At 46.1% G+C, this 12977-nt stretch carries 13 protein-coding genes; 9 read left to right on the top strand and 4 right to left on the bottom strand.

What is annotated here, in order from left to right; genetic code table 11:
• The first annotated feature begins 19 nt into the window (after positions 1-19).
• Both H1230_RS30010 and H1230_RS30005 read left to right on the top strand, forming a co-directional pair.
• A complete protein-coding gene (locus H1230_RS30010) occupies positions 20-910 on the top strand; it encodes an ABC transporter permease (RefSeq protein WP_239713407.1) in 891 nt (296 codons plus the stop codon).
• Positions 911-942: 32 nt separating this feature from the next.
• Positions 943-1821 (top strand): carbohydrate ABC transporter permease, encoded by an 879-nt coding sequence (locus tag H1230_RS30005; RefSeq protein ID WP_239713406.1) that lies wholly within the window; start codon positions 943-945, stop codon positions 1819-1821.
• Between the two features lie 514 nt (positions 1822-2335).
• On the opposite strand, the gene sigJ is transcribed toward H1230_RS30005, so the two are convergent.
• The 4 genes from sigJ to H1230_RS29985 form a co-directional block, all read right to left on the bottom strand.
• Complete coding sequence (sigJ, locus tag H1230_RS30000; RefSeq protein ID WP_239713405.1) at positions 2336-3202, bottom strand: RNA polymerase sigma factor SigJ; 867 nt, start codon at positions 3200-3202, stop codon at positions 2336-2338.
• Between the two features lie 43 nt (positions 3203-3245).
• Positions 3246-4433 (bottom strand): NAD(P)/FAD-dependent oxidoreductase, encoded by a 1188-nt coding sequence (locus tag H1230_RS29995; RefSeq protein WP_239713404.1) that lies wholly within the window; start codon positions 4431-4433, stop codon positions 3246-3248.
• Between the two features lie 284 nt (positions 4434-4717).
• Positions 4718-5239, bottom strand: a complete 522-nt coding sequence (locus H1230_RS29990; protein WP_239713403.1) for a hypothetical protein — start codon at positions 5237-5239, stop codon at positions 4718-4720.
• Between the two features lie 239 nt (positions 5240-5478).
• Positions 5479-5910: a YhjD family protein gene (locus H1230_RS29985; RefSeq protein ID WP_239713402.1), complete on the bottom strand. Its 432-nt coding sequence runs from the start codon at positions 5908-5910 to the stop codon at positions 5479-5481.
• 453 nt (positions 5911-6363) lie between these two features.
• On the opposite strand from H1230_RS29985, the gene H1230_RS29980 reads away from it, so the two are divergent.
• The 7 genes from H1230_RS29980 to H1230_RS29950 all read left to right on the top strand — a co-directional run bounded on the left by H1230_RS29980 (position 6364) and on the right by H1230_RS29950 (position 12929).
• Positions 6364-7305: an alpha/beta hydrolase gene (locus H1230_RS29980; RefSeq protein ID WP_239713401.1), complete on the top strand. Its 942-nt coding sequence runs from the start codon at positions 6364-6366 to the stop codon at positions 7303-7305.
• A 490-nt stretch (positions 7306-7795) separates the two neighbouring features.
• A complete protein-coding gene (locus H1230_RS29975) occupies positions 7796-9328 on the top strand; it encodes an HD-GYP domain-containing protein (protein ID WP_239713400.1) in 1533 nt (510 codons plus the stop codon).
• Between the two features lie 145 nt (positions 9329-9473).
• Positions 9474-9863, top strand: coding sequence for a NusG domain II-containing protein (locus H1230_RS29970; protein WP_239713399.1), 390 nt, complete (start codon positions 9474-9476; stop codon positions 9861-9863).
• Entirely contained in the window at positions 9847-10398 is a 552-nt protein-coding gene (locus tag H1230_RS29965) for a Gx transporter family protein (protein WP_239713398.1), read from the top strand. The genes H1230_RS29970 and H1230_RS29965 overlap by 17 nt, the downstream gene beginning before the upstream one ends.
• Before the next feature lie 29 nt (positions 10399-10427).
• Positions 10428-11294 (top strand): ATP-binding cassette domain-containing protein, encoded by an 867-nt coding sequence (locus tag H1230_RS29960; RefSeq protein WP_239713397.1) that lies wholly within the window; start codon positions 10428-10430, stop codon positions 11292-11294.
• On the top strand, positions 11270-12145 hold the full coding sequence (locus tag H1230_RS29955; protein WP_239713396.1) for an energy-coupling factor transporter ATPase: 876 nt from the start codon (positions 11270-11272) through the stop codon (positions 12143-12145). Before H1230_RS29960 ends, H1230_RS29955 begins: the two co-directional genes overlap by 25 nt.
• On the top strand, positions 12138-12929 hold the full coding sequence (locus tag H1230_RS29950; protein WP_239713395.1) for an energy-coupling factor transporter transmembrane component T family protein: 792 nt from the start codon (positions 12138-12140) through the stop codon (positions 12927-12929). Before H1230_RS29955 ends, H1230_RS29950 begins: the two co-directional genes overlap by 8 nt.
• Positions 12930-12977 lie beyond the last annotated feature (48 nt).

Raw genomic sequence — 12977 nt, 5'->3', positions numbered from 1 at the left:
TTATGAATGGAGGGGAGACATGGGGAAGAAAAGCAACGCGCTCCAATATCATCTTATGCTTGCTCCGGGTATGGTGTTTATCATCATCTTTGGCATCATCCCCTTATTCGGTATTGCCATTGCGTTTCAGGATTTTATTCCCGTCAAAGGGATAACAGGCTCAAAGTGGGTAGGATTCGATAATTTCATCTACATGTTCCAGTTAGACGATAGCAAGCGGATCTTGTTCAATACACTATACATCTCTATCTTAAAAATGATCATGCAGGTTCTTGTACCCGTAGGAACCGCGCTGCTGCTGCATGAGCTGGTCTTCAACCGAAGTAAGCGCTGGTTCCAGACGATTATTTATTTGCCTCATTTCTTGTCATGGGTCATCCTGGCGGGGATTTTAACAGATATGCTATCTGCTCAAGGGATCGTGAACAAGATAGTAAAGGGCCTATTTGGGGACACGGTCTTTTTTCTGGGAAGCAACTTCTGGTTTCCGATTGTGGTGGTGCTAAGCGATGTGTGGAAGGAATTCGGCTTCAATGCCATCATTTTTCTGGCAGCGCTGACAGCCATTAATCCATCGTTGTATGAAGCGGCAGAAATAGACGGAGCCGGGCGGCTTCGCAAAATATGGAGTGTCACCTTGCCTGGCATTCTGCCTACAATTGTGCTGATCACTACACTCAATATCGGTCAGGTACTGAATGCTGGCTTCGATCAGATATACAACCTTTACAATCCGCTGGTCTATCAATCGGGAGACATTATTGATACGTACGTCTACCGGATTGGATTGGTACAGTATCAATTCGGTCTGGCTACGGCTGTCGGCAGCATGAAATCATTGGTAGGCTTTGTGCTGATATTCATCTCCTACCGGCTGGCCGCCAAGTATGCTAATTATCGTATCTTTTAGTCGCACTATTTGCAGGGAAAGGAGGTATCTCCATGCTGCCTTCAGCCAAACAGCGTATTAAAGCACCCGATATTCTATTGCTACTGCTGATGTCATTCATTACATTACTATGTCTACTGCCGCTGGTGTATATTGTCTCGCTCTCCTTAAGCGGGAAATCGGCAGCTGCGGCCGGTCGGGTTACCTTGTTTCCGGTAGATTTCACGTTTTACTCTTATAAGTACATGTTAAGTGATCATCGCTTTTTTGACTCTTTTGCGGTCTCGGTGAAGCGGGTATTAATTGGTGGAGCGATAAACTTTGCATTGACCATTCTGATGGCGTTCCCGCTGGCTAAGGAGCGTTCGGAGTTCAAGAGCAGAAATTTCTATATATGGATTATTGTATTTACGATGATGTTCAATGGTGGACTGATTCCGTGGTATATGGTGATCAAGAATCTGCATTTGATCGACACGATTTGGGCGTTGACATTGCCAACTGCCGTTCCAATCTTTAATGTAATCTTGCTTATGAACTTCTTTAGGAATTTACCCAAAGAGATTAGTGAAGCTGCGACTGTAGATGGTGCAGGACCTTGGCGGATGCTGCTTAGGATTTCCGTTCCGCTGGCGCTGCCGGCAATTGCTACAGTGACCTTGTTCAGTGTCGTAAATCATTGGAACGCCTTCTTTGACGGTATGATTCTGATGAACAAGCAGAGCAATATTCCATTGCAGACCTATATTCAGCAGCTCGTGGTCCAACCGGTCATTTCAGCGACAACCCGCTCGGAAGATTTGATTAATTTCTCCCAGCGCACCTTCAATGCTGCCAAAATTGTAGTGACCATGCTGCCTATTCTGGTGATTTATCCGTTCCTGCAGAAATATTTTGTATCCGGTATTACGCTAGGTTCGGTTAAAGAATAAGGAGAGTATCTAAGGGGAATATTTGTAATCATATATTTCCAGGCTATTGGGCAGATCCGGTTATACTTCGTGACGGTGACGATTATTATCTGTATCCGACCAAAGACAGCGACGGTTAGAGGGATAAGAAATTCCATGTAGTCTTTTCCGCATTTTTTAATGAACCTTTCTTGTAATAATCAGCTGATTTTCAGGTTAGAGATATATATTGAATAGACCAAATATCCCCAGTATTTTGTAATAGTAGCTTTCAGGCCTTGCCAACTCCCATGGCAAGGCCTATTTTAGTAATAATATAAATAATTCTATTTACCTAATAAAGGGGGGCATTGTAAGAATGACCAGGAAAGTCTCAAACATGGTACAATATTTGGTTTGTTCTTAAGTATTCCATTATGGGTGTGCATGCTTGGCAGGATCACGTTATTAAATAGAAGAAAAGCTTATGGGATGGAATGCAGTGTCCTCTTTTTTAGTGCCCAGCGAGCTTGTGTTACTCTGATTTTGGCTGTTCTTATATATGCAAAAGCTTATCGGGATTCCTGATGAAATAAATGTTTTGAATCAGATTACGCTCAACATGCATTAGCACAACCGTTGTGAGGCCATCATTTGAATGGATGGTCAGTCCGGTTTGCCCATTGATTATTTTCAATTCCACTTGTATTCCTTGCTCGTAAAGAGGTTTCTTGCCACTTAGGCCAATAAGAAATCTGGCTACGTAATCACGGGAAACGATAGGGTGGACCGCGGCATTTGCTTTGCCACCTCCATCGGAGATCAATACCACATCATTGTGGAGCATAGCTATCACTCCGTCTATGTTGCCCTGTTCCAGAACACTTAGAAATCGGTGAACCCATTCTTCGCTTTCCGCTTCGAGTTTTAAGAAAGTCTCATCGTCTATGATCCCCATCTTGCTCCGGGCGCGGCTGATAAGCTTGCGGCAATTGGACTCACTTTTATCGATGAGCTCAGCTATAGCTGGATAATTAAAGCCGAGCGCTTCCCGTAGAACAAAGACCGTACGTTCTGCAGACGACAGTCGTTCAAGCAGTACCAACATGGCATAAGAGAGCAGTTCTTCACGGGCCACCGATTCAAAGAGCTCATCACCAGCGGTCGAAATCGGCTCAGGAAGCCATTCTCCAAAATATTGTTCTCGCCGTTTGCGAGCTGATTTGTGCATATCCCGACAGCGATTTACAGTCATTCTGCAGAGATAGGCTTTCGGTTCAGCCAGGCATTCCAAATTTAGATCAAGAGCTTTCACTTTCAAGAATACGTCCTGTACCACATCTTCCGCATCGGTTGCAGAGCCTGTTAGTTGATAAGCAAGGGTAAATAGTAGATTTTTATATTGCATATATATTTTTTCCATTTCAGGTTTCCATCCTTATGCATTGCTCAGCTAATTTCAGGTGTTATCTATTTACCATACTGGCCATATCCCACGTATATTTTCTTAATCTATAGCCTAGCTTACCGGTAATAAGCAGATCTATACCCCATTGGCGTGTCCAGACCATCCCCTGCTCTGGACCCAAACCAAAGCAGAAGAAATCCATATAGGTTTTATGAGAGGGAGCCGGACGTCCGGCAAGATCCGACGAGATGATTTTCCCAAGTCTCACCGCCTGTGCAATGGCCTCCTTACATGTCTTTCCATCCGTTTTTCCGCTTACAGGGTCCTCAATACGTGCGCAATCACCGATGCTGTATACTCCTTTGACACCCTGCACCCGGTAGCTCGCGTCTACGCTGACATATCCCATTGAATTAACTGCTACCCCGATGCTTGGCAGCAGGGGATTGGGTATAAGCCCCAGTGTCCAGATACAAAGCCCGACGGGAATCTTGTCACCGTTGGATAAAGCCAGTATGCCTTCCTGTTCCTTTAATACTTTGCTCTCATGAACAACGGATACCCCGAAGGATTCCAGCGAGGTCTGCAGCTTCTGTCCGACCTTGGCTGGCCCATTTGGAAAAAGCCGCTTGTTGGCATTAACCAAAATGACCTGCACATCAGCAGGGTCTAAGCCCAACTGCTTTGCATCCTCATGAACCCCATAGGCCAACTCGGCAGAAGTTTCAATGCCACTGATGCCTGCTCCGGCAATGGCAATCGTCATCAATCGACGGCGTTCTTTATCATTAGTTTCAGCTACAGCCTTCTGTAAATTCCCACGCCATATTTCCCTTATTTTCTGCGCGGCCTCCAGATCCGTAAGCGCTATTCCACCTTGATCGGGCTCAGGCCGACGTACTACACTGCCCGCTGTTAGAACAAGCAACTCGTAGTCCAGTGACTGTTCCTTTCCTTCGGCATCATGATATATTACTCGCTTCTGTCCCGGGTCGATCTTGGTCACACTTCCTTGTATGAACTCTCCCCCTTCGGGGAGCAGCCTTTCGAAAGGTACACGGATATCTTCGGTTCCAGCAGCGGGTTTAAACAATAAAACTTTGCGAAGATGGAACGGGTTCTTGTCGATAAGAATAAGCCGCAAAGCGTGATGAGTTTCTTCATTCTTCCAGTTTTTCTTTATTTCTTTCACTGCATGGATTCCGGCATAGCCTCCTCCAATAACAATGCAAGTAAACTCTTTCATGAATCGCCACTCCCTTTATCTTGGTCTGCACATAAAACGAGATAGCGTATGTTTTTGTGACAGTATAAAGAAACCGGCAAATTCTTTAGTGGGATATAATGTTCGTTTTATAGTTTCTTAGTTTCTTGTAGACCAATAGGGAAGAGAACAAGAATATGCAAGTCATAAGCGCTCCAAGGGGCAATTTCATTGCTACAGATTAGGGAAAATGAACGGCAGCAGTGGAAGGGCAAACATCGCCGGAATTCGAGCTTTTGCAAGCTACGACAAACAAACCTTGCGGTTCATTTGTCCACTGTTTCAATGAGTTTCCTAAATGCAGGATTATCAAATCGATCTCCCTGTACAAGCCACTGCCCATTCACCTCAAACAGAGTCAATATACCCTCCATAGGGACACGTTGACTTTCTTTGCCTCCTTGATCCAACAATACAAGGTCCACGGTATAGTTCAACTCGACAATATCTTTCTTTTGCTCTTCCAGCTTGAATTGCAGGTTTTCCGGTTTTACAGAAAGCTTCTGTTTATAGGAGACTTTCAGAGGTAAAGTTGTGTAACCGGTATTGACTGCCTTTTCATAAAAGGATTCCGTTAAAAAAGGTTGAATCTCTTCATTTCGTTGTTGAATGGATGTTTCGGACAGTATATTCTCAGAAGCGTTAATGTCATACTCCACATTTTTGTAGTTCTCTGCGGCTTTAACAGCATCGTCAACTTCTGCAGTATCTGACGCAGCTTGACTGCAGCCCGTAATTAACGCGAACGAAAGAATAACGGTACTAAGCAACCCTAGGAACTTGCGCATAATGGCCCTCCTTGTTGTTTTGTTCATTATAATGAATTTACCATAAATTACATATATATTCCATTTGTTTAACGGGTCGAGGCAAAGTAGTATGATTTCTTATTTTTATGTGATTTTAATTTAATAATCAGCTGAATTTCAGGTTAGCGGGATATATTAAATAAATCAAACACCCCCCGGTGTTTTGTGGTATAGCCTTCAGGTCTTGCTAACTCCCATGGCAAGGCCTGTTTGTACTGTTAACTGGTAGGGGGCGTGATTGATGCCTCGGAGGGGTCCGACTTCAGCCGATACTGTTCTTCGTAGCTCTTGAAAGCTGAAATATCGAGCCCTAGGTATCTGCGCATATGAATGGCCGCTTGAGCGGCTATAATGTCGTTCAACAGCAGCATTCGTTCATGGTAGCCCCGGCATATGAATTTGGCTTCAATGCCTACGTCAAGTCTTTGTTGATCATACACTTTGATTCCGCGTGTTCTCATTTCAGTACGCACATCTCTTAAGTCAACAGTAGCTACAGCTGCCGCTAAATCCAGGACTTCCAGATAGGGAGCGGGTGTCCGTAAATTTGTGGAAATAATGGTCGCATCACGCTCAAAAGCTGACAAAATCAGTGGAAGCAATACATAAGATTTGACCAGCATGCTGTCTCTGCTTTCCGCTCTGTGCACGAATATCACCACCTAAATAGGAACGTATATTCGTATTGTAACCTAATGTTCGAAAATTAATCAATGGAATTTATAAACAAAGGATTAACTGTGACATTATTCACAACGTATGGAAAAGAATTAATTTATATTAAATTTGCAATAATAAAAATGATTCTATTGACCTAATGAAGGGGAGAATTGTAATGAATTATGAGGGAAGTCTTAAACGTGGTCTGATCTTTGGTTTGTTCTTAAGTATTCCATTATGGGTGTCCATGCTTGGCTGGATACAGATGTTATAGAATAAAATAAAAGCCTTACGGAAAGCGCCTTTTGGCGCTTTTTTAGCATTTAGTTGTTGGAGGGAGCACAAACGTTTATACTATTTTTGTTTCGCGCCAATGCCGTGTTATACTATGCTGAAATAAAAGGGGACTAGAATGTTAGAAGGAAGGACAGGTGATAGTATAGATGTGGCTCGTGGATATTATTGCGGTTATTCTCATTATTGCCGGGGCAGTCACATACGCTGGATTTTTTTTCTACGGCGTTGCAATTAAACGAGCGCCCAAGAAATTTCTGAGTCAAACTCCGGATTTAAAGGTAGAGACTCCAGTTGCCGGTGCTTCTTGGGGAGAAGGGCAAGAGTGGGTCACTCGCCAGAGTTTCAAGAATATAGATATCCTTTCACATGAAGGCCTCAAGCTGCGAGGTTATTTACTAACTTCTGAGCGTGCAGCAGGTCGTACCGCTATTATTGCCCATGGATATTCCGGTAAAGGCAAAGATATGGGTGCTTGTGCAAAATTATATTACGAGAATCTGGGCTATAATGTGCTGATTCCCGATGCCAGAGGGCATGGGGAAAGTGCAGGGAACTATATTGGATTTGGTTGGCCGGAGCGTCGTGATTATTTACAATGGATCCAATATGTTATAGAAGAAACAGGGCAGGAAGCACAAATTGTGCTGCATGGGGTGTCTATGGGTGGAGCTACGGTGCTGATGACCTCCGGTGAAGCCTTGCCGCCACAAGTAAAAGCCATAGTTTCCGATTGTGCCTATACCTCAGTTAAAGAACAGCTGTCTTACCAACTGCGACGTATGTACCGGCTGCCTAGTTTTCCTTTCGTACACAGCGCTAGTCTGGTCACCCGACTGAAGGCTGGTTATTTCTTCGGTGAAGCGTCTGCACTGAAGCAGGTACGGAAGGCTAAGGTGCCCATTCTGTTTATTCACGGGGATACGGATACCTTCGTGCCGTATACGATGCTGGATAAGTTGTTCGAGGCATGCCCCAGTCCCAAGGAGAAGTTCATAGTCCCACAGGCAGGGCACGGTCTGGCGTATGATACGGATAAGGCTGGTTATGTAAGCAGAGTGAGTAGTTTTGTTGTCCGTTATGTAGTATAGCCCTGAAACGTAGACAGAGCCCGATATCCGCTAGAAGCGGTTATCGGGCTCTTATATTTTTCCACACATGGTTAGCATCCTTTAATAAAGGACAGCTCAACCATGTTTTCTTGATATATTTAATCCCCCGCCGTTCGTGATAACGGGTGTAATAATTCCTAGTTTATTTCCAGCAGCCGTGTGGCGAGAATAATCCTTCCAATACGACAAAAGCCCTACCTCTCTTTTGCCCTTGCGGCTCCATTGACCGCGCCAGTGTGAATCGGAATGCTATGTTTGAATTTAATCTCATAAAAAGGAAGAGTACTGCAAGAAAACGTAAGATTCTGTGTCCAAAATGCCGATAAAAGTATTTAAGGTAACAATCGGCTTGACATCTTCTTGATGGGGATAAATATACGGAAAATCAAATACTGATTAATTATAACACAACTATATTCAAAATACAAATCCTATATGAACTGGTATGAGGCTGGAAACGGAGGAACAGATGAATTTATACGCAGCATTTTTGAAGAAGCAAATTCGCAATTATTTGTTCGGCTCCATTGTCGCTGTAATCGCGGTAGGAAGTGTATTGCTTCTCTCCTCACTGGATATATCTGCATTGGAATATTATCGTTTGATTATAGTGTTGCTTATCTCGTTTCTGATCATGGCTGTAATGGAAATCAATGTATTTATTAAACAAATGAAACCTATCCGGAGCGCGCTTAAGGAACGGGAGCCCTCACTTGTTATGCTGGAGCAGGCCTATCTGCATACCCACCGGCTACCGAGGAGTGCGGTATACCGGATTCTAGGTCCCCATCTACTAGGTCTGTCTTTGCCTGCTGTGGGGATGACATCCTGGATGATTTACACCGGCTGGATCAACTTTCCCTATTCCTATCTGTTACTGGCATTGGCGGGAGCTGTGTTGATAGCCTGCATGCATGCTCTGATTGAGTTTTTTCTGACTTGCTCTGCCATTGTTCCGTTAATAAAGGAATTCAGAAATCGGGCTGTGAAGATGTATAATGTAGACTTCTCGCTTGAAGGACATGTATTTGTGCCGATACGCCCCAAATTTCTGGTCAGCTGTATGCTGATTGGGACCTTCCCACTTTTTCTATTTATCATGGCCACAAACATTCGTCTAGACAATATCAGCACTGGAAGGGTAGGCGGGTTGCACAGCTACTGGGCTTGGGCGGGTATGGTGCTTCTGCTTGGCGTGTTCTTCTCTTCTATCGCCGCCTGGCTTCTGACCAAGAGTGTGCAGCATCCTATTAATGAGCTGTACAAAGCCATGAATAACGTAAAAGACGGCCGACTAATACAGGTACAGGATGAGTATTCGGATGAGTTCTCGAAGCTGGTTGCCGGATTTAACATGATGGTGCGCGGTCTGCAGGCCAGAGAGCAGCAGAATAGACAGTTGCTCGACAGCTATTTTACAACATTGGCCGTTGCCCTGGATGCCCGGGACCCCTATACGGCGGGACATTCGCTGCGCGTAGCGGAATATTCAGTTATTATTGGGCAGTTGGCAGGAATGAACGGTCAAAAGCTGGATAACCTGCGGAAGTCAGCTTTGCTGCATGATATCGGTAAAATAGGCGTGCGGGATAGCGTTCTGTTCAAAGAAGGCAAGCTTACAGATGAAGAGTTCGATCAGATTAAGAGTCATCCTGTGCTGGGTGAGAATATTCTGCGTCAGATTGAGCCTGTGGAGAAAATGACACCCTATCTCGCAGGAGTAAGGTCGCATCATGAACGTTACGATGGGCAAGGATATCCCGATGGTCTGGCTGGAATGGAGATTCCTCTTCACGGTAGAATTATCGCGGTTGCTGATGCTTATGATGCGATGACCTCAGATCGTCCGTATCGTAAAGGAATGCCTCACGATCGTGCACTGGTCATTTTGGAGCAGGGAAGAGGAAGTCAATGGGATCCTGAATTTGCTGGATTATTCTTAGGCTATTTCGGGAAAAGTTATAAATCAAACAAGACGGAGTATCCGGGACAAGCTGGATGAAATGTAAGGTGTTATAGGTTTGCGTGCCTATTTTGTGAACTGGTCTTTAAAAACGACAATTAACGACTACATTCATTGAAGGATTGAATGGAGACCGTTATAATTAATAAGTCTGGATTTTAATTAAAAAATAAGGGAGATTTCTATGAAACGCGCAGATGTGCTGCTGATTTCCATCGTCTTGGTTGCTGCGCTCGCTTTTCTCTTACCGAAGTGGTTTTCGGACAATGAAGACAAAGGTGGGGCTGGCAAGAATCGTGTAGCCAATGTGATGGTAGACGGCAAGCTATTTCGAACAGTAAAGCTTACAGAAGAAGAACAAACAGTTGAGATCCGCACAGAACGTGGCTATAACATTTTGAAGGTGCATGATTACGGGATTGAAATGTATGATGCCGATTGCCCCGATAAGATATGCCTTGGTTTTGGTTTTATTACCCTGCCCAAACAGACCATTGTCTGTTTGCCGCACCGAGTATTAGTGGAGATCGCTAGTGTATCGGGGGAGGATGATGTAGATGCCTATGTCCAGTAGTGAATCAGCAACAGTCTTAAAAAGAACAGTAATCATTGCCATTTTTGCTGCAGTGGCTGTAGTACTGAGCATTGTGGAAGCACAGATACCGTTAGTGGGGATGGGGCTGATGCCTGGCGCAAAGCTGGGATTTGCCAACATTATGATTCTGACCTGTATTTTCTTCTTGCGCGGACGTGACGCATTTCTGCTGGTTATTCTGAAGACTTTGCTTACCGCATTTTTGCTTGGTACTTTCTCCAGTCTGCTCTTCAGCTTATCCGGTTCGTTACTCAGCTTTGTCGTAATGTTTCTGCTGGTACGGTGGGGCCGCGAGAAGTTCAGCGTCATCGGTATCAGTATTGCCGGTGGATTGGCGCACAATACCGGCCAGCTTTTGGCGGCATCCCTAGTGTTTAATTCACTGAGTATTTTATACTATTTGCCAATTCTGCTCATCACCGGGGTGGTAACAGGGATTGCTGTCGGCTTTGCCGTTCGTTACTTGGTAGCATCGCTGTCCAAAATATCGATATTTGAAGAATTTCTGGACTGACCGGTCACAGCAGCGGGAGGATGACTAGCATGAATGAAACGTCCAAGGGTCAAGATTCGGAAGAGGGCCAAACGGTAATTTCTCTGGAGGGGGTATCCTTTGGGTATGATCCAGAACATCCCATTCTCCAGAATATTACATTATCCATACCGCAGGGACAGTGGGTAAGTCTTGTGGGCCCGAACGGCTGCGGCAAGTCTACGCTTGTTAAGCTGCTTAACGCCTTGCTGCCTAAAAGCGCGGGAGAGATCGTAGTCTGTGGTCAAAAGCTGGAAGAGGAAACGATTGGTTATATCCGGCAAAGCATTGGGATGGTATTCCAGAATCCTGATAATCAGTTTATCGGGGCGACCGTTGAGGAAGATATATTATTTGGTCTGGAAGGGCTGTGTTTGTCGCATGCGGAGATGGAGAGTCGTCTGCATTCTTACACATTGCGGTTGGGAGTAGATCATCTGCTGGCCAAACACCCGGGAGAACTGTCGGGGGGCCAGAAACAGCGTGTAGCAATCGCGTCTATTCTAGCCATGGAGCCAGGCATCGTCATCTTTGACGAGGCCTCTTCCATGTTGGATGAGGGGAGCCGTGATGAACTGATGGGTATCCTGCACGATATGCGTGCGGAAGGGAAGTATACGATCCTGATGATTACCCATGATGCGGATGAGATTTTGGCAACGGATCGGGTGCTTGCGTTGCAAGGAGGCGGTTTGGTTGCAGATGTTACGCCGGCAGAGCTGTTCTTGAATGCGGAGCTTCTAGAGCGTTGTCACCTACAGGAGCCTTATGCTTGGGGTCTTGCCCGTGAATTGCAGAAACGGGGTATACAGATTGATGTTCCCGCCAGTGAAAAGGAGCTAATAGACACGTTATGGCCATACAACTACAGCAAGTAAGCTATACCTACGCTGAGCGGAGTCTATGGAAGCAGACCGCGCTGCATGGCATTGATCTCAGTATTAAGCAGGGTTCCATCGTGGGCATTGCTGGTGCAACGGGCTCTGGCAAATCGACGCTTCTGCAGCTATTTAACGGAATTCTCAAGCCGACACAAGGTACGGTTAGAGTACTCGATGTTACTATCCAGGCTGGTGAGAAGTCACCCAAGCTGTTGCCGCTGCGCCGCCGGGTGGGCTTGGTCTTCCAATTCCCCGAGCAGCAAATGTTCGAAGAGACGGTAGAGAAGGACCTCTGCTTCGGACCGCTTAATTTCGGGATGAGTCTGGATGAGGCCAAAGAACGGGCTCGCAAGGCCATGAATGATATGGGCCTCGATTTAAAACTGCTGGACCGCAACCCCTTTCGGTTAAGCGGCGGTCAAATGCGTAAGGCGGCCATAGCCTCAGTGCTTGCGATGGAACCGGATGTTGTTGTGTTGGACGAGCCCACCGCAACGCTTGATCCGATTAGCCGCGCAGAGCTAATTGCGCTGCTGGTGCGGTTATGCCGGGAGCAAGGCCGGACGATCATTATCGTGACGCATCGGATGGATGAGCTGCTGCCTTACGCAGACAGCTGGATTGTACTCAATGAAGGCAGCACTGCCTTTCAGGGAAGTGCCAAAGAGCTTGCTGCTGATCCTTCTATTCTGGAGCGGTGCGGGCTAACCGTGCCGCAGTCTCTTCGCTACTGGAGAGCTGTCGCTGATCGCTTCGGCCTGGACGGCGAGAACCCCCGCCTAACCCCTGAAAGTTTGGCTGAGCTTATAGCCTCACTACCCGCAGGAAAGAGGGCTGCGCATGAATGATAAACTGCTGCTGGGCCGCAGTATCGAGACTGGGTCATGGGTGCACAAGCTGGATGCCCGGGCTAAAATCACCGGAATGTTATTATACGTAGCCGTTATACTGCTGTCCCGTTCATGGATGGCGATGGCGCTGCTGGCTCTATTTTCAATTGCCGTGATGCTGTCCACACGGATTCCACTTAAATATTTTCTCAAAGCGGCCAAGCCCTTGCGTTACTTGATGTTATTTATTTTTATCGTGCAGTTGCTATCTGTTAAGGAAGGTTCAGTCTGGCTGTCCATTGGTTCACTCTCACTCTATGATGGGGGTTTGCGGCTGGGGTCATTTGCGGTCATTCGCATGCTGTTCCTCATTACCTTCACGGCGCTGCTTACCTTCACTACAACGCCTGGGAAGCTCAATCAGGGTCTGGAGGGCATACTGTCCCCGTTCAAAAAGCTTGGGCTGTCGCCGGACCGTATTACGATGATGCTCAGCATTGCGCTACGTTTCATTCCTACGATTCTCGATGAGGCGCAGATCATTATGAAAGCACAGGCGTCTCGCGGTGCCGATCTGAATGAGCTGCCCTTGAAGGAAAAGGGGCGAATGCTCGTCTCGCTGCTGGTGCCCATTATTACCAGCGCGTTCCGGCGCGCACAGGATCTGGTCTATTCCATGGAGGCCCGTGGCTTCCGTATGGATGCACCGCGCAGTCAGTATCATCGGTTGAGGTGGGACGCTGTTGATACTGTTTTTGTGATGATGTTTGTCGTTATGGGAGTTGCAGTTGCGTTAGTGTAGAAGTAGTTTTGTACGAAGTGAAGACAGTGAAGCGTATGCTTTACAAAA

Origin of the sequence: Paenibacillus sp. 19GGS1-52, from assembly GCF_022369515.1 — a bacterium.
Lineage (GTDB): Bacteria > Bacillota > Bacilli > Paenibacillales > Paenibacillaceae > Paenibacillus_AQ.
The sequence above is the reverse complement of the archived record's forward strand: the minus strand, read 5'-3'. Positions and strand labels throughout refer to the sequence as shown.